Origin of the sequence: Pseudomonas haemolytica, from assembly GCF_009659625.1 — a bacterium.
GTDB classification, from domain to species: Bacteria; Pseudomonadota; Gammaproteobacteria; order Pseudomonadales; family Pseudomonadaceae; genus Aquipseudomonas; species Aquipseudomonas haemolytica.
The window spans coordinates 329,531-346,144 of the sequence record NZ_VOIW01000005.1 but is presented as its reverse complement, the minus strand read 5'-3'; the positions used below and the strand labels follow the sequence as shown (position 1 = coordinate 346,144).

The window sequence follows — 16,614 nt, the reverse complement described above, 5'->3', positions numbered from 1 at the left end:
GCGCACGTTAATTAACGCGCTGTTAGCGGGCACTGTAAAAGTTACTTGAACACTTTATTTAAACCGATCGCGAAGTCCGCGGCTCGGCATGCTTTCGCTCGCCTGTATGCAGGTAAGTACCGGGTATGTTTTGTCGAGAATTGGCGACAGGAGTACAGACAATGAGCGCCGTAAAAAACACGCCTCTGCACAAGAAAAATGGCACCGCTGCCGACACCAAACTGTCGATGCGCGCCGCCCGTGAAGCCCAGAACGGCCTCGCGGCCACCCTCGCCAATGTGCGCGCCACCCAGGATGGCCTGACCGAACTGGACGCCTCGGCGCGTCTGCAACGGGAAGGCTATAACGAAGTCGCCCATGACAAGCCGCCACACGCCATCGTCCAGTTCCTGCAGGCACTGAACAACCCCTTCATCTACGTGCTGCTGACCCTCGGCGGGATCAGCTTTGTCACCGACTATTGGTTGCCGCTGCAGGCCGGTGAGGAAGTCGACCTGACCAAAGTCATCATCATCATGACCATGGTCCTGCTCAGTAGCCTGCTGCGGTTCTGGCAGGAACACCGCTCGGCGAAATCCGCCGAAGCCCTCAAGGCCATGGTACGCACCACCGCCACCGTGCTGCGCCGCGAACAGGTCGGCGCCCAGCCCACCCTGCGCGAAGTGCCGATGCGCGAGCTGGTGGCCGGCGACATCGTGCAACTGTCGGCCGGTGACATGATTCCCGCCGACATCCGCCTGATCGAGTCACGTGACTTGTTTATCAGCCAGGCCGTGCTGACCGGCGAAGCCTTGCCGGTGGAGAAGTACGACACCCTGGGCGATGTCACGCAAAAATCCGCCTCGGCCCTGGCCGCCGACCAAGGCAACCTGCTCGACCTGCCGAATATCTGCTTCATGGGCACCAACGTGGTCAGTGGTCGTGCCAAGGCCGTGGTGGTCGCCACCGGGCCGCGCACGTACTTTGGCTCCCTGGCCAAAGCGATTGTCGGCTCGCGGGTGCAAACCGCCTTCGACCGTGGGGTGAACAGCGTCAGTTGGTTGCTGATCCGCTTCATGCTGGTGATGGTGCCCATCGTGTTCTTCCTCAATGGCTTCTCCAAAGGTGACTGGGGCGATGCCTTCCTGTTTGCCCTGGCGGTGGCTGTGGGCCTCACCCCGGAGATGCTGCCGATGATCGTCAGCGCCAACCTGGCCAAGGGCGCCACGGCCATGGCCAAGCGCAAAGTGGTGGTCAAGCGCCTCAACGCGATCCAGAACTTCGGCTCGATGGACGTGCTGTGCACCGACAAGACCGGCACCCTGACCCAGGACAAGATCATCCTCGAGCATCACGTCAACGCCTTCGGCCAGCGCGATGATGCGGTGCTGTCCCTGGCCTGGCTCAACAGCTTTCACCAGAGCGGCATGAAGAACCTGATGGACCAGGCCGTGGTGCAGTTCTCGGAACAGAACCCCAAGTTCCAGGTGCCATTTGCCTACAGCAAGGTCGATGAATTGCCGTTCGACTTCGTGCGCCGTCGCCTGTCGATCGTGGTCAAGGACGCTGCCGGCGACCAGTTGCTGGTGTGCAAGGGCGCGGTGGAAGAGATGCTGAGCATTTCCACTCACGTCATGGAGGCCGGCGAAGCCCTGCCCCTGGATGATCGCCGGCGCGAGGACCTGCTGGCACTGGCTAATGACTACAACGAAGATGGTTTCCGCGTGCTGGTGGTGGCGACCCGCAATATCCCCAAAGCGTTGGCACGCCAGCAGTACACCACCACCGATGAACGCAACCTGGTGATCCAGGGCTTCCTGACCTTCCTGGACCCACCGAAGGAAACCGCAGGCCCGGCGATTGCAGCGCTGCAACAGATCGGCGTGGCGATCAAGGTGTTGACCGGCGACAACGCGGTGGTCACCAGCAAGATCTGCCGCCAGGTCGGCCTCGAGCCAGGCCAGCCGCTGCTGGGCGTGGAAATCGAAGCGATGGATGACGCCACACTGCTGCGCCGCGTAGAGGAACGCACGGTGTTCGCCAAGTTGACGCCGCTGCAAAAATCGCGGGTGCTCAAGGCGCTGCAAGCCAACGGCCACACTGTTGGGTTCCTCGGCGACGGAATCAACGATGCACCGGCGCTGCGGGATGCCGACGTGGGTATCTCGGTGGACAGCGGTACGGATATCGCCAAGGAGTCGGCCGACATCATCCTGCTCGAAAAGAGCCTGATGGTGCTGGAAGAAGGCGTGCTCAAGGGCCGCGAAACCTTCGGCAATATCATGAAGTACCTGAACATGACCGCCAGCTCCAACTTCGGCAACGTGTTCTCGGTGCTGGTAGCCAGCGCGTTCATTCCGTTCATGCCGATGCTGGCGATCCACCTGCTGCTGCAGAACCTGATGTATGACATCTCCCAGCTGGCCCTGCCGTGGGACAAGATGGACAAGGAATACCTGGCCAAGCCACGTAAGTGGGATGCGAAAAACATCGGTCGCTTCATGATCTGGATCGGGCCGACCTCGTCGATCTTCGACATCACCACCTTTGCCCTGATGTGGTACGTGTTCTCGGCCAACAGTGTGGAAATGCAGACGCTGTTCCAGTCCGGCTGGTTTATCGAGGGGCTGCTCTCGCAAACCCTGGTGGTGCACATGCTGCGCACCCGCAAGATTCCGTTCTTCCAGAGCACCGCTGCCTGGCCGGTATTGATGATGACCTGCATCGTGATCGCCCTGGGCATCTACGTGCCGTTCTCGCCACTGGGCACCCTGGTGGGCCTGCAACCGCTGCCGATGGCGTACTTCCCATGGCTGGTGGGCACTCTGCTGGCGTACTGCTGCGTGGCCCAACTGATGAAGACGATCTACATCCGCCGCTTCAAGCAGTGGTACTGATCCCCCCGCCGTTCAAACGGTGGCGGTCGCCCGGCCGCCACCGCGAAATACAAGGATGCTCCCAATGCGCGTCTTGATCTGTGCAGGTCGTCATTACGCCGACACCAAAAAGTCCCGCCATGTGCTGGACGCTTACCACCGCCTGCACCCAGTGCAGGTATTGATCCACGGCGGCAACCAGTTTCTCGGCAGCGCGATCGAGGAATGGGCGCGGGAAATCGGCATCGACGTGGTGCGTTACCCACCCAATTGGCAACGCCATGGCAAACAGGCGGAACGCCAGCGCAACCACTTCATGCTGGCCGACAGCCGCCCCGACGTGATCATCGCCCTGCCCGGTGGTGACGATACCTTGGAGCTGGTGTGCCAGGCCAAAGCCAGCGGCATTTCGGTGCTGACCGTAGAAAGCTGAATGCAAGCGAGGTGCATCATGCACAAAAAATACCACTCAAAGCGGCAGGACGGCTTTGCCAAATACCGTGCGCGTCACTATCGCGGTGCGCGCCACACGTTGCTGTTGTTGCCACCGGCCAAGCGCCGTGCATTGCAGCGCAACCTGATCTTTATCGGCGTGACCCTGGGCACCGTCTTGCTTATCGCGCTATTTTCAAAAGCCCATGCCGCAGGCGGTGCTTATGTGGTCGACGACGGCGCCGTCAACGCCCCGGGAGAATGCAATGTCGACGCCTGGTACAGCGCCAATCGGCACGCGGGCAGTACCCATAACGCTACCCTGTCGCCCGCCTGCACGTTCAGCGCCATGCCCACCGTGCAGTGGGGCGCCGCGTTGTCACGGGCCACGGCCGCAGGCAAAGGCGAGACGCAGATCAGCCCGCAGGTGAAGGCGCAGGTGTTGTCACGAGAGGACTTGGGTCTTGAGCTGGCAATTGCAGCCGGGGCGCATGTGGCCCTGGATCGCCAGCACGGGTTTGACGGGGCCGATTTGAATGTTCCTTTGACCTGGCAGGCCTTGGCACCATTACGCCTGAACCTGAATGCTGGCTGGAGCCACGCCTATAACGACGGTGATCAAAAACATCGCCTGACCTGGGGCACGGGTTTTGAATATCAGCTTGCAGAGTGGCTGACCCTGATTGGCGAACGCTATGGCCAGGAAGGCGGCGAGCAGGCATGGCAGGCTGGGCCGCGATTCCACGTCGGCAAACGGGTCGACGTGGACCTGGTGGTCGGGCGCAGCCTGATTGGGGAACGCGCCCAGTGGCTGACCACTGGGGCGACGCTGAGGTTCTAGGCCTTGGCCTGCTGCTCCAGGTGTACCTGCAACTGCGGGTCGATTTGCAACTGCCCGGCCAGTTTGTCGAGGTAATTGCGCTCGGCGTCCTGCTGATCATCGACCAGCATGACGCTGGCCAGGTAGATCTCCGCGGCGAGCGCCGGGTCATTGGCATAGTCGGCAAAGTCTGCGGCATTCAAGGGCTTGGCGACTTCGGCGTCGAGCCATTGCTGTAGCTGGGGGTCGTCGGTATGACGGCCTATCTCGGCGGAGATCATCTGCTTCTCTTGCGCATCGATAGTGCCATCCGCCTTGGCCGCCGCGATCAACGCGCGTAATACACCATGGCTGTGGGCTTCGGCCTCAGGGCCGTCAAGCTGGTCAACGGTCTGGATGGCTTGCTGCGGGGCAGTGGCTTGTTGACGTTGCCAGGCTTGATACGCCTGGAAAGCCGCCATCCCCAGGGACGCCAGCGCCGCGTAATTCATCCCTCCACCGCTACGCGTCTGGGTGGTGCCGCCGGTCGGTGCACCGCCCAGCAAACCACCCAGGCCACCTAATAATCCACCCAAGCCGCCACCGGCCGGAGCACTGCCGGTACTGGTGCCTTTCAACAAACCGCCGAGCAACCCGCCCAGGCCGCCGCCCGAAGCGCCGCCGCCTTGCTGCCGCCCTGCACGCAACAGTTGTTCCAGTAGATCGCTGGTATTCATGGTGTCGCCCTCCCGGGGCGCAATAGTGGCGTTTATCAAACATAGCCCGCCCCAGATGGAACACCATGACCGCCGGGCGGGCAAGCTTTATGATTGCGCCACCACACCGTCGAGGGAGAACCCAGGTGAACCGTATCGAGCACATTGCGTTGATGGCCCACTACAACCAATGGATGAACCGCAAGGTCTATGACGCGGCCGGCACGTTGACGGACGAGGAATTAGCGCTGGACCGAAAGGCGTTCTTCGGCTCGATCCTAGGCACCTTGAATCACCTGATGCTGGGCGACACGGTCTGGCTCAAGCGCTTTGCCGAGCACCCGGCTGACTTTTCGGCATTGGTGCCGTTACGTACCATCGCTACGCCCGCCGATCTCAAGCAATTGGCCTTCGCCAACCTGGGTGAGCTCTCGGCCCATCGCACCTGGCTGGATCAACTGATCGTCGATTGGGCCAACAGCCTGCACGAGTCCCATCTGGATCAGCGCCTGCGTTATCACAACATGCGCGGTGTGGGCGCCGAGAAGCCGTTCTTCGGCCTGCTGGTGCATTTTTTCAACCACCAGACCCACCACCGGGGCCAGGTGACGACGCTGCTGACCCAGGCGGGCGTGGATGTCGGTACTACCGACCTACTGGCGCTGATCGATTGAACACGGCGTAGGCCTGTATCAAGCGAACGCCGCTCCGCCCGCGAGGTCGTAACTACAGGTGCCGGGATTTTTCGCAGCCCGCCCTCACCGCGTGCGTTGTAGTTTTACCAATGCGCGCACCCCACAAGAAGGAGACGCTTACATGGTCATTCACTTCAAGGTCGCCGGGCACTTAGCCTGCGGCCACCACGGCACCAACCTCCCCTCCAGCTCCGAGCTGAATCGAGTCAAATGCCGTACCTGCCGCAATACCGAAGCCTACAAAGAAGCGCGCCGCACCCAACGCAACGCCACCCGTCGCGCCTCGCGTAAAGCCAAGGTCCACACCAGCACGGACTGGCGCAGCGCCTGGACCCAGCGCCTCACAGATCTTCCGGGGCTGCAGCGTTTGCCGCGGGGCTTCAGCGGACAGCCTTTCGTGTAAATCCCGAAGCGAGGCAAGCTCACCGTGGCGAGCGAGCTTGCTCCCGTTTGGCAGTGCTTTGACCTCGATGTCACTTCACCTTATTGCTCAACGTCTCCACACTGCGCTTCAAATCGTCCAGGCTGCGCTTGAGGCCGTCGATCTCATCTTTCTGCCGCTCTATCGTGCTTTTCTGCTCATCCAACGTGCGCTTGAGGCTCGACAGCTGACTGTCACTGCTGCTGGCGCTCGACCCGTCCTTACGCTTGAACTCGTCAAACGCCCGATCCTGGCCTTCAACTGTAGTTTTCAGGCTTTGCAGCTCGCTTTCGCTACGCTTCTGCCCAGCTTGCAGCGCCTCGATATCGCCGATGGAAATACTCGACGACTTCAACACATAGGTATTGCCCGCTTCCACCGAGGCGCCCGTCAACCTGTCTGTCGACGACGCACTGAACTCCCCCCATCGCACCGCACTCCCCGCCTGCACCGGGCCAGCCATTGCCACACCCAACAGCCCCGCTACGCCTGCGGCCATCATCCAAGAACGCCTACGGACACTGAGCATCTATTGATTCCTTTGCGATTTGCCGGGATGGCATATCGCTATGACTGTCATTTATGAGGCTTGTTCCTACGCCGCGTGAATTCATCAGGACCTAACCCGGCGGCCCTGTAGATCACTGATCTGCCACGTTTTTTCTTGAGTATCCGTGTGCAGGAAAGCGCGCTTGGAGGTTGCGCCGAAGCGCCTGGATCTATATATTCCCAACCCTGCTACACCGCGCTACCGCCCGAATGGCGAAACTGGTAGACGCATGGGACTTAAAATCCCCCGCTCGTAAGGGCGTCCCGGTTCGATTCCGGGTTCGGGCACCATAGATATCAAGGGCTTGCCAGGGAAACCTGAGCAGGCCCTTATCTTTTCTGCTCCGCAATTTTAGAATCCGCTCCGCAATTATCCTCCCCGGCGTCCTGCAGAACTAACGCCAATCCCACTCCACCTATAGATCGTCGGCTCAATCGCGACAAGTCAAAACCTCGATCGATGAACTGATTGAAACGGAGCGGATGTGGCGAAGAAATTCATCAGGCTCAAGCGCCGAGTGGCAGCTAGTCTGATTGGATGACTAGAGGGCCTGATCATGTGCGGAAGACTTTCACAATACCGGGGAATCCACGACTTCGTTGCAGCGCTGAGTATGCCCAACGCCCTGGCGAACTCTGTTGGTGATCAGCCTATCGAGCAGTACAACGTGGCACCCACGACCGCCGTTGCGCTGCTGCACCTGCAGGGCGACCTGCTACACGCAGATCCGGTGCGCTGGGGATGGCGGCCGCACTGGGCCAAAGATCGCGGCGCACCGATCAATGCACGCGTTGAGAAAGTCGCCCACGGCCCGTTCTTCCGCGCGATCTGGCCGCACCGGGCAATCACGCCTATCGACAGCTGGTTTGAGTGGGTGGATACGGGTAGCCCCAGGAAGCAGCCCTACCTGATCCGCCGCAGAGACGGTGCCCCTATATTTTGTGCTGCCATCGGGAAGTTACCAGACGCCGATGAAGGCCCAGGCGAGGATGACGGCTTCGTGATCATCACAGCCGAAAGTGCCGGCGGCATGGTGGACATTCATGACCGCCGGCCAGTAGTGCTGACTGCAGGCGTGGCCCGGGAATGGCTTGACCCCGCGACGCCCAAAGAACGCGCCGAGCAGATATTACTTCACCAGGGCGAACCTTCCGATGTATTCGAGTGGTTCAAGGTCGGCACAGCTGTAGGCAACGTGCGGAATAAAGGGCCAGAGCTTATCTCCCCCATTTCGTCATTTTAAAAAAAATGCACATCCGCGCTCGGCCTTGTCCGCACACACCAAAATTCTTGTTGATGAAAAATCACCCGACCTCTTCCATGAAGAAGGCCTGACAATCCACATAATCTCATCATGCCTATTCCCAGTATTTGGCCTCATTTTCAGATACCTTTCCTCCACTGTTTTGTAGATACAGCTGATTAAAAAACCGCGGGTTTCGGAGTTTTCTTCAGTCAAGACAAAAACCGCTTTATCAAATTCCACGACGTTAGCAATCCCGTCGCCGGGTAGCACTCCGACCCAATCAACACCTTCCGATTTGGCTGGCGAGCGAAATACCTCACCGTTGAACTGTATGCTTCTAGGGGTCGGGCATGACTCTTCGTCACCGGTCCAAACCGGAATATCAAAGTACTGGCTATTCGCTTGCGCAGAAAGAGCTGCGAACAACTGCAAAAAAATAAACCCTCTAAAGACAAATAGACGCACGGACTAGCACTCTGACAAAAGCCTTTTTTATCAGTACTCCGGCTCTTTAGATTTAGGACACGTCTGAAATTTATCGAGATTTTTCCTTTTTTCACTTCCACGAAACCCCGCGACCCATGTGATATCCGCCTCACATACGCCTGGCACGCCTGCAACGCGATCAATCCTTGGTCGCCGTCGTAGGTGGCCTTACCGAAAGACGGAACGACCTTCCGAATTGGCGCAGCTGGCCGTATAGGAGAACTGTGGTCATGGGCTGATAGTTGCTTGCCAGTGCCGCCATAAAACTCCCCAGACAATAAAAAGGCCCGCCGAAGCGAGCCTTGAACAGTTTGATGTGCCGCTACAAGCAGCCTTGCAGAGCGGTCAGCCGTTTATTTGCGATCCAATTACCCACCACGACGTAATACTTCGCCTCTGAGCCGGTGCCCTTTGGCTGGATATCAACGAAGTACTGAGAGCCCTCAGTGAATACCGTATATCCGGTGTCGCGCCCCGGCTGAAGCGTTGCGCCAGGCGTCCCACCGAAGATCGGCTGGTTCTGCCATTCGTAGTGAACAACGATCTCCACTTAATATCGAGCAATCAATACGCCACCCTCGGAGCCAGCCACATCTTGGAGCACCTTTAAAATCGTGAGTTAGTTCCCCGCAATCAAATCAGTCACCTGACCATCAGACTACAGCGCCCTTATATTTTTTATAGGGTATATCAATAAGTTATATATCATATTTAATTTTTAAATAACACTAAACCCACTAGTCCTTTATAAAGATCAACACAACAAGAAAGCCGCGAAAACGTGATAAGCATATAACACTCCACATCAATGGACACGAAGGAATGTACACATATGACTATCGTAGCGAAAAACCTTGTTAACTCATTCACCCCTTCGGCGCAATTTCGAACAAGTGAAGAGTACCAGGCACTCTATAATTTTTCACACGCCTATGATCGAGGAGGATTTAATTCCCCATATGGAAAGCCGTCTTACACCATTGCGCAGGCAGCGGATGAAATAACACGAGGAGGTTACTATTGGGGTGACAGCGACCACAATGGAAAATACAACTTCACCTACAGCTTTCTGACATCAGAAACTCAAGCATACGCCGCCGAGAATGTTTCTGGCTTCAGTGCATTCAACGCTCAACAGAGATCCCAGGCAGCCCTTTCGTTCCAATCCTGGTCGGACGTCGCCAACATCTCATTCATCGAATCTAGAAGCGGTGGCGACGCACATATATCATTGGGCAACTACAGCAATGATATGCAGCATGGAGGTGCCAGGTCAGCTTTCGCATTCTATCCGAACAATAGCGGAAATAGTGATGCATTATTTTACACCAATCAAAACTATCAAGAGAACTTAACACCGGCAAACGGCAATTATGGTCGTCAAACGTTGACCCATGAAATTGGTCACACGCTTGGACTGCAGCACCCAGGGTCGTACGACGCGAGTGTGGGTCAACCGTCATATTCGGACGCAAAATATGCCGAAGATACACATGCTTACTCCGTCATGAGTTACTGGAGCGAGAGCAACACCAACCAGAACTTCAGTAAAGGTGGTGTCGAAGCCTATGCTGCCGGCCCGCTGATTGACGACATCGCCGCGATCCAGAAGCTCTACGGGGCCAACTACAGCACCCGCGCCGGTGACACCACCTACGGGTTCAACTCCAACACCGGGCGTGATTTCCTCAGCGCCACATCCAATGCCGACAAGCTGGTGTTCTCGGTATGGGACGGTGGCGGCAACGACACCCTGGACTTCTCCGGCTTCACCCAGAACCAGAAGATCAACCTCAATGCGACCTCGTTTTCCGACGTTGGCGGCCTGGTGGGCAACGTGTCCATCGCCAAGGGCGTGACCGTCGAAAACGCCTTTGGCGGCGCGGGCAACGACCTGATCATTGGTAACCAGGTCGCCAACCTCATCAAGGGCGGGGGCGGTAACGACCTCATCTACGGCGGTCGCGGTGCGGACCAATTATGGGGCGGCGCCGGCAACGACACGTTCGTGTACGGTGCCATTTCCGATTCCACGCGATCGGCCGCGGACAAGATCTTTGACTTCACCTCCGGCTCCGACAAGATCGACCTGTCGGGCATTACCAAAGGTGCAGGCTTGAGCTTCGTCAATGCATTCACCGGGCATGCCGGCGATGCTGTGCTGAGCTATGCCTCGGGTACCAACCTGGGCACCTTGGCCGTGGACTTCTCTGGGCACGGCGTGGTGGATTTCCTCGTCACCACCGTCGGCCAGGCAGCCGTCAGCGACATCGTGGCGTGATACAAAGCGCGGCGCTTCGGCGCCGCGCTTCAGGATGGAGTAGAAGATAATACTGGCGGAGCGCAAGTCCCCCCGCCCCCCGCCTAGGACTTTTAAAGAATTTCACAAAAACTGTAACGCACCGTTTCGAGGGAACTCTACGTCTATAACTCTCATAGTCGTTAAGGAAATCCCATGCTCTCATCACTATATTCCCGCTTACTTCGCCAGTCGTTTGAAATCGAATTCATGCGCTGGGTGCTTGTCTTGATATTCCTGATGTTTGGCTACACAAAATGGTTTGATTACGAAGCCCAGGCATTGATCCCTCTGATCAGTAACAGCCCCCTCCTTTCTTGGATGTACGGAGCGTTTGGCACTCAGGGCGCAAGTTACGCTCTCGGCGCAGCGGAGTGGACTATCGGTCTCGGTCTGGCCATCGGCGCATGGTCACCGAGGATCGCGCTGATTGCTGCCGCAGCCTCTTCTCTTACCTATCTGACAACCGCCAGTCTGCTTCTAACCACTCCGGGTGGTTGGGAGGCTTCCGCAGGTGGTTTCCCAGCCATGGGCGGCGCCACCTCTTTCCTGATCAAAGATCTGGTGTTGATGGCCGGCTCGTTGGTGCTGCTCAAAAACGCGGCGCAACAACTAACGATACGTCTCAAACAGAGTGATACGGCGCGTACAGCGGTCTAGCCGAAAACGGTCACTGGTCCACTACAATGGAAAGTGGATCAGTGATTGGAAAGGAACTCACGATCAAATACTTAGATTAATCGCCGCAATCTGGGGTGGCTGCACGTTCTCCCTAGTTGATTTCGGTTACGAAATTCTCGCGAGACCGCCGTACTTTTTTCAGGGTTACCAGCCAGTCAGACTCTGCTGCCCGGTACCCCAGAGGCAAGAGCACCACACTGCGCAGATGCCTGGCTCCCAACCCCAGAATGTCATCGACAGCCGATGGGTCGAAACCTTCCATGGGCGTCGCGTCGACTTCCTCGAATGCCGCGGCGATTAAAGCCGAGCCCAGGCCAATATAGGCTTGACGCGCAGCGGCTTGATAATTGGCCTCCTGTCCACGCTCGGCGACTATACCGAGAAGCATTTGACGGTAGTCTTCCCAACCTTGGTTGACAGTAGCGCGTACCGTGTTGGTCAGGTCGAACATCATGTTGACACGCTCAGGCGTGATGTCATCCCAGGCGGCGAACACCAGTAAATGAGAGCAGTCGGTAACCTGGGACTGGTTCCAGCTGACCGCCTTAATCTTTTCGCGAATTTGCGGGTTGGTCACCACCAGCAATTCAAATGGCTGCAGCCCGCTCGACGTCGCCGTCAGTCGTACCGCCTCCAGAATTCGTTCCAGTTTTTCAGCAGGTACTGTCTTGGACGAATCGTAACTTTTCGTCGCATAACGCCAATTCAGCAGCTCGGTTATCTTGCTCATTCTTCATATCCCACGTAGTTCAACGGTCTTCATTGAGCCCAATCCGATTTCTTCCGGATTACGCTCCGGCTTATACTGCCGATTAAAGTCAACTTGAAGGTCAAGCAAAAAATGAAGATAGGCGAGATTGCGCGACGTACAGGCCTTGCTGCTTCGGCAATACGGTACTACGAGGAGCAAGGTCTGCTGGACGCTCCCACGCGCGACATGAACAACTATCGCCATTACAGCGAATCCACCATTAAACGCTTGGAAGTCGTGATCCACGCGCAAAGACTGGGCTTTTCTCTCGATACCATTCGTAGCCTTTTCCTTCATGACGGGAGCTGCTCCAAATCCCTCACTCTGGAGCAGATCAATGTACGTCTGGAGGAGATAGAGCAAATCGAAACCACGCTAAAAGTGCAGCGTGAGGAGTTGTTGATGCTAAAGCGAACCCTCGAAGAGAGCCTTCGCACTGGCACCGCCCCTGGAATCGCTTGCCCACGCAGCATTGAGCGATTTCGGCCTGATCGAGCCGCAGTCATGCGCAGTAAGCACATGATGGCTAGCAGCAAGTGAAGAATCGCGATACGGCGAAATCTGGAGTTCAAGAAGAAAAAGCTTCTGCACCTCGCTGCACAGGCTCCCTATATCGGGGCATTTGCTGCCTGACCAGTTGCGCCTGAACCCCCGCGACCGCATCGAGCACTCGCTGCGCCCACTGCTCATCCTGCGGGTCAACCACGACTACGCGAAAACCGTGATCATCCCCTTCAATGCGCACACCCTCTGAATCATCCACATGCAAATCGATATCGAAGGCCGGGGGAAATTTCGACGGTGTATTGGCTAGCCCGTGCGCAGTGAGGGCGTCGTTGTGCAAAACACTGTTAACCACCCCGTCAACCCGGATACCGTACAGCATCAACCAACGCCTGATGTAGGAAGGCGCCCGACCGGACGAGGTGTAGACCCAGATACTGCAGCCCTGGCGCCGCAGTTCGCGGGTCAGGGAACGGGTGCCGATACGCAGCGGCTCGCCCCACCAGCGATGGGCGCAGGCTGGGAGCCAGCTGCTTTCGACGGCGGAGTGATGGAGTTGGCAGGCCAGCGTGTCATCGATATCAAACGAAATACGTATGCGCGGGCGCGTGAGCGCGCGCGTGGATAAGGCTTGTACGACTCGGCTGGCGGACGTTCGGCATTTGCCCGCAAGTGTTGGATACCAACGCATCAGTGGCCTCCCTGATAGATGGGCTGCGGTGTGTCGCTCAAGAAAAACGCCTTTGGATCAGGTGCCTGTTCCTCCAGGAAAGCCGCGTACTTTTTCTTGATCTTGGGCAATTCATACAACGCCTTGACGCCATGCTTGGCCGAGTTGCGGATCACCGAGGACGGGTTGAAGTAGCCCTCGGCATTTTCCAGTGTCAGCACGAACGGCGGCAAACCGGCGCGCATCAGCAGGTAGCTGACGATCAGCGAGCCGCTGCGATTGTTGCCTTCGATGAACAACTGCGGCTTGCTAAGAATGCGCACATAAACACCCGCCGCACGCTTCCAGACTGACTCGCTGCGGTACGCGCTGTACCAATTGAACAAGTCCTTGATGCCACCCTCAACATTGTTGAAGAAGTGCTCTTCGGTAGCGGCCAGGTGCTGGGCGTATTCCACCCGGCGCGCCGGGTCTCGACCGCACAGCACCGTGGCGTTGATCTCCAGCATCAGGTTCAACTGATGAAGATCAAACAGGTCGACACCCCGGGCCACATAGTCGTCAATCAGCGCATAACCCTCAAGCACATTGAGCAGCACTTCGTCGGTCAAGGGGTCGCGCGGCTCGGTAAACTGCGTACTGAGCTCGGCAAAGCGGCTCTGCACTTTACGTAGAGCGCGTTCAATCGCTGACAAATCAAGACGATGCGTTACAGACATTGATATTCCCGGGAAGACGTTGGCACAGGTGCAGCCTTTATCGAATATTGATTGCTCAGCTGAATTTGCCGCTGATGTAATCCTCGGTCATTTTTTCCCGTGGGTTGCCAAACACCTGAGTGGTCGGGCCCATCTCAACCAGATAGCCGGTGCGCGTGCCCTGGGAAATATCCACCGAGAAAAACGCCGTGGTGTCGGCCACGCGGATGGCCTGCTGCATGTTGTGGGTCACCAGGGCGATGGTGTAGTCCTTCTTCAACTCCACCATCAGCTCCTCGACTCGGCGGGTAGCGATTGGGTCGAGTGCCGAACACGGCTCATCCAGCAGCAACACTTCCGGCTCGGTGGCGATAGCGCGGGCAATACACAGCCGTTGCTGCTGGCCACCGGAGAGCGACAAGCCGCTGACCTTGAGCTTGTCCTTGACCTCATCCCATAGCGCAGCGCCTTGCAGGGCGTGCTTGACGCGGTCGCCCAGGTCGCCTTTGTAGCGGTTCAGGCGCAGGCCGAAGGCGACGTTGTCGAAGATGCTCATGGAAAACGGGTTGGGCTGCTGGAACACCATGCCGATGTAGCGGCGTACCACCACTGGGTCGACGCCCTTGCCATACACATCCTGGCCGAGGAAGTGCACGTGGCCCTCGAAGCGAAAGCCCTTCACCAGATCATTCATGCGGTTGAGGCTGCGCAGTACCGTGCTTTTGCCGCAGCCCGAAGGACCGATGAAACCGGTGATCTTGTTTTTTTCAATCGGCACATGGCTGTCACGCACCGCCATGAAGTTGCCGTAAAAGATCCGGTCCAGCTTGCAGTCCATGACCACAGGCGCCTGGGTGACAAACGGAGCGGCTATTTGCGCAGTTGATACGTTCAAAATTCAGATGCTCCCGTTCTTAATACTTGGGCTTGCCGAAGATACGGCTGACGATATTGACGACCAGCACGATCATCACCAACACCAACGAGGCCGCCCAGGCGAGCTCAAGCTGGTTGTCGAAAGGCATGCCGGAGAAGTTGTAGATCAGCACGGCCAGGGAGGCTGTCGGGTTCATGACCGCCAGGTCGCCGTCGTGGTAGATCCAGTAGTTGCTGAACAGCGCGGTAAACAACAGCGGCGCGGTTTCGCCCGCAGCACGTGCCACGGCGAGCATCACGCCCGTGAGGATCGCCGGCAGGCCGGTGGGCAAGATGATTTTCCAGATAACCTGCGAACGGGTGCAGCCCATGCCGTACGCGGCGTCTTTCATGACCTTGGGCACCATGCGCATCGACTCTTCAGCGGTCAGCACGACAATCGGCAGCATCAGTACCGCGAGGGCCACGCCGCCCGCGGGTGCCGAGTAGGTACCGGTGGTCATCACCACCAGCGCATAGGCAAACACCCCGGCCAGGATCGACGGCAGGCCTGTGAGCATCTTGGCGGCAAAGCGTGCGGTGTTCGCCAGTTTGCTGTCCGGCCCCAGTTCGGCCAGGAAGATGGCGGCCATGATGCCGACCGGCACCGCGATGGCGGCAGCGATACCGACCATCACAAAGGTGCCTGCCATCGCGTTGCCGAAACCGCCGCCGGTCTCGAAGCCGGTGGGCGGCAGTTCGGTGAACACCTCCAGGCTCAGGCGTGCGCCGCCACGGGTGATCAGCATGTAGAGCACGGAAATCAGCGGCACGCTGGCGAGCAGCGCGCCGAGCCAGACCAGCGTGGTCAATACCAGGCTGCGCAACGCGCGCCCTTCGAACTTGCGCTGCAGGCTCGGCACCGCGCTGACAGGGGACGTGAGGTTAGTCATTGTTTAGTACCCCGCTGGGCGTAGAGCATGATCATGGAGCCAAGGACGTTCACCAGCAGCGTGATGAACATCAGCACGAGAGCCGCGTACATCAACACTTCGATCTCGTTGGGTCCGGCTTCGGGGAAGTTCAGCGCTAACAAGGCAGCCAAAGTATTGGCCGGTGCGAACAGCGAAAGCGAAATGTTGTTCGCGTTGCCCACCAACATCGCCAGGGCCATGGTTTCACCCAGGGCGCGACCCAGGCCGAGCACCAGGGAACCGAAAATGCCGGTGGCGGCGGATGGCACCATCACCTTGAGAATCGCTTCCCAGTGAGTGGTGCCCATGCCATAGGCGGCCTGCTTGGTTTTCATCGGCACGCTGGTCAGCGCGTCCTGGGAAACGGCGGCAATCGTCGGCAGAATCATGATCGCCAGCACCAGCGCCGCCGGAAGCAGCCCCGGGCCACTCAAGGAGGTGCCAAAAAACGGTATCCAACCCAACTCGCTGTTCAACCAGGTGGTCAGTGGCCGAATGGCCGGGATCACCACGTAGATGCCCCACAGGCCATACACCACGCTTGGGATGGCCGCGAGCAATTCGACGATGGTACGAAATACGGCCGCCAGCTTCGCCGGCAGGAAATCCTGGGTCAGGAAAATCGCCATGCTGACGCCGAAAACGCCGGCAATCAGCAGCGCAATCAAGGCGCTGTAGAGCGTGCCCCAAATGGCCGGCAAAATGCCGTACTTGCCTTGGTTAACGTCCCAGACACTGCCAAAAAGCACGTCGAACCCGTGCTTCTCCATACCCGGAAGGGCCTTGCGTCCCACCTCGAATACCAAGGCGACGACCAACGCCAGAATCAGTACCACCCCAATTCGCGCAAGCGCCCGGAAGGTGCGATCAACCAGGAAATCCTTTGTGGAGGGCGGTTGGCAGGCAGAATCCGGGTTAACCGGTACGACGAAAGGTTTGATCATTGGCTAATTCCGGAACAAGGGGGGAAACGCTCCCGGCA

At 58.0% G+C, this 16,614-nt stretch carries 18 protein-coding genes, 1 tRNA gene and 1 pseudogene; 10 read left to right on the top strand and 10 right to left on the bottom strand.

Annotated elements, in window-relative coordinates; all coding sequences use genetic code 11:
* The first annotated feature begins 161 nt into the window (after nucleotides 1-161).
* The 3 genes from mgtA (at nucleotide 162) to FRT59_RS18180 (ending at nucleotide 4,128) form a co-directional block, all read left to right on the top strand.
* Nucleotides 162-2,876: a magnesium-translocating P-type ATPase gene (mgtA, locus tag FRT59_RS18190; protein ID WP_153871916.1), complete on the top strand. Its 2,715-nt coding sequence runs from the start codon at nucleotides 162-164 to the stop codon at nucleotides 2,874-2,876.
* Nucleotides 2,877-2,940: 64 nt separating this feature from the next.
* Nucleotides 2,941-3,288, top strand: a complete 348-nt coding sequence (locus tag FRT59_RS18185) for a DUF2493 domain-containing protein (protein WP_153871915.1) — start codon at nucleotides 2,941-2,943, stop codon at nucleotides 3,286-3,288.
* An 18-nt stretch (nucleotides 3,289-3,306) separates the two neighbouring features.
* The gene (locus FRT59_RS18180) at nucleotides 3,307-4,128 is read left to right on the top strand and encodes a hypothetical protein (RefSeq protein ID WP_153871914.1); all 822 of its coding nucleotides are present in this window, start codon (nucleotides 3,307-3,309) and stop codon (nucleotides 4,126-4,128) included.
* Here FRT59_RS18180 and FRT59_RS18175 read toward each other — a convergent pair.
* A complete protein-coding gene (locus FRT59_RS18175) occupies nucleotides 4,125-4,823 on the bottom strand; it encodes a tellurite resistance TerB family protein (RefSeq protein WP_153871913.1) in 699 nt (232 codons plus the stop codon). The two genes, FRT59_RS18180 and FRT59_RS18175, sit on opposite strands and share 4 nt — an antisense overlap.
* Before the next feature lie 125 nt (nucleotides 4,824-4,948).
* On the opposite strand from FRT59_RS18175, the gene FRT59_RS18170 reads away from it, so the two are divergent.
* Both FRT59_RS18170 and FRT59_RS18165 read left to right on the top strand, forming a co-directional pair.
* Nucleotides 4,949-5,476 (top strand): DinB family protein, encoded by a 528-nt coding sequence (locus tag FRT59_RS18170; protein WP_034119674.1) that lies wholly within the window; start codon nucleotides 4,949-4,951, stop codon nucleotides 5,474-5,476.
* Nucleotides 5,477-5,618: 142 nt separating this feature from the next.
* A complete protein-coding gene (locus FRT59_RS18165) occupies nucleotides 5,619-5,900 on the top strand; it encodes a hypothetical protein (protein ID WP_153871911.1) in 282 nt (93 codons plus the stop codon).
* A gap of 70 nt (nucleotides 5,901-5,970) precedes the next feature.
* On the opposite strand, the gene FRT59_RS18160 is transcribed toward FRT59_RS18165, so the two are convergent.
* Nucleotides 5,971-6,447, bottom strand: a complete 477-nt coding sequence (locus FRT59_RS18160; protein WP_153871910.1) for a hypothetical protein — start codon at nucleotides 6,445-6,447, stop codon at nucleotides 5,971-5,973.
* A 224-nt stretch (nucleotides 6,448-6,671) separates the two neighbouring features.
* On the opposite strand from FRT59_RS18160, the gene FRT59_RS18155 reads away from it, so the two are divergent.
* Both FRT59_RS18155 and FRT59_RS18150 read left to right on the top strand, forming a co-directional pair.
* A tRNA-Leu gene (locus FRT59_RS18155) sits at nucleotides 6,672-6,758 on the top strand.
* Nucleotides 6,759-7,024: 266 nt separating this feature from the next.
* Nucleotides 7,025-7,711, top strand: coding sequence for an SOS response-associated peptidase family protein (locus FRT59_RS18150; protein WP_153871909.1), 687 nt, complete (start codon nucleotides 7,025-7,027; stop codon nucleotides 7,709-7,711).
* On the opposite strand, the gene FRT59_RS18145 is transcribed toward FRT59_RS18150, so the two are convergent.
* Nucleotides 7,703-8,179: a DUF3757 domain-containing protein gene (locus FRT59_RS18145; RefSeq protein ID WP_153871908.1), complete on the bottom strand. Its 477-nt coding sequence runs from the start codon at nucleotides 8,177-8,179 to the stop codon at nucleotides 7,703-7,705. The genes FRT59_RS18150 and FRT59_RS18145 overlap by 9 nt on opposite strands.
* Before the next feature lie 166 nt (nucleotides 8,180-8,345).
* Nucleotides 8,346-8,462: pseudogene (locus FRT59_RS27285) on the bottom strand (tail assembly protein); the annotation flags it as partial.
* A gap of 570 nt (nucleotides 8,463-9,032) precedes the next feature.
* Between FRT59_RS27285 and FRT59_RS18140 the strand changes: the two are divergent.
* Nucleotides 9,033-10,481: a serralysin family metalloprotease gene (locus FRT59_RS18140; RefSeq protein ID WP_153871907.1), complete on the top strand. Its 1,449-nt coding sequence runs from the start codon at nucleotides 9,033-9,035 to the stop codon at nucleotides 10,479-10,481.
* A gap of 174 nt (nucleotides 10,482-10,655) precedes the next feature.
* On the top strand, nucleotides 10,656-11,159 hold the full coding sequence (locus FRT59_RS18135) for a YkgB family protein (protein WP_153871906.1): 504 nt from the start codon (nucleotides 10,656-10,658) through the stop codon (nucleotides 11,157-11,159).
* 112 nt (nucleotides 11,160-11,271) lie between these two features.
* Here FRT59_RS18135 and FRT59_RS18130 read toward each other — a convergent pair whose 3' ends face one another.
* The gene (locus FRT59_RS18130) at nucleotides 11,272-11,910 is read right to left on the bottom strand and encodes an NAD(P)H-dependent oxidoreductase (protein WP_153871905.1); all 639 of its coding nucleotides are present in this window, start codon (nucleotides 11,908-11,910) and stop codon (nucleotides 11,272-11,274) included.
* A gap of 93 nt (nucleotides 11,911-12,003) precedes the next feature.
* Between FRT59_RS18130 and FRT59_RS18125 the strand changes: the two genes are divergently transcribed.
* Complete coding sequence (locus tag FRT59_RS18125) at nucleotides 12,004-12,471, top strand: MerR family transcriptional regulator (RefSeq protein ID WP_233094230.1); 468 nt, start codon at nucleotides 12,004-12,006, stop codon at nucleotides 12,469-12,471.
* A gap of 28 nt (nucleotides 12,472-12,499) precedes the next feature.
* Here FRT59_RS18125 and FRT59_RS18120 read toward each other — a convergent pair whose 3' ends face one another.
* From FRT59_RS18120 to pstC, 5 genes are all read right to left on the bottom strand, one after another.
* Entirely contained in the window at nucleotides 12,500-13,126 is a 627-nt protein-coding gene (locus FRT59_RS18120; RefSeq protein WP_034119743.1) for a hypothetical protein, read from the bottom strand.
* Nucleotides 13,126-13,824, bottom strand: coding sequence for a hypothetical protein (locus FRT59_RS18115; protein ID WP_153871904.1), 699 nt, complete (start codon nucleotides 13,822-13,824; stop codon nucleotides 13,126-13,128). Before FRT59_RS18115 ends, FRT59_RS18120 begins: the two co-directional genes overlap by 1 nt.
* 55 nt (nucleotides 13,825-13,879) lie before the next feature.
* Nucleotides 13,880-14,641 (bottom strand): phosphate ABC transporter ATP-binding protein PstB, encoded by a 762-nt coding sequence (gene pstB / locus FRT59_RS18110; RefSeq protein WP_043047778.1) that lies wholly within the window; start codon nucleotides 14,639-14,641, stop codon nucleotides 13,880-13,882.
* A gap of 76 nt (nucleotides 14,642-14,717) precedes the next feature.
* Nucleotides 14,718-15,611: a phosphate ABC transporter permease PstA gene (pstA, locus tag FRT59_RS18105; protein WP_153839654.1), complete on the bottom strand. Its 894-nt coding sequence runs from the start codon at nucleotides 15,609-15,611 to the stop codon at nucleotides 14,718-14,720.
* Entirely contained in the window at nucleotides 15,608-16,576 is a 969-nt protein-coding gene (gene pstC, locus FRT59_RS18100; protein ID WP_034119746.1) for a phosphate ABC transporter permease subunit PstC, read from the bottom strand. The genes pstA and pstC overlap by 4 nt, the downstream gene beginning before the upstream one ends.
* Nucleotides 16,577-16,614 lie beyond the last annotated feature (38 nt).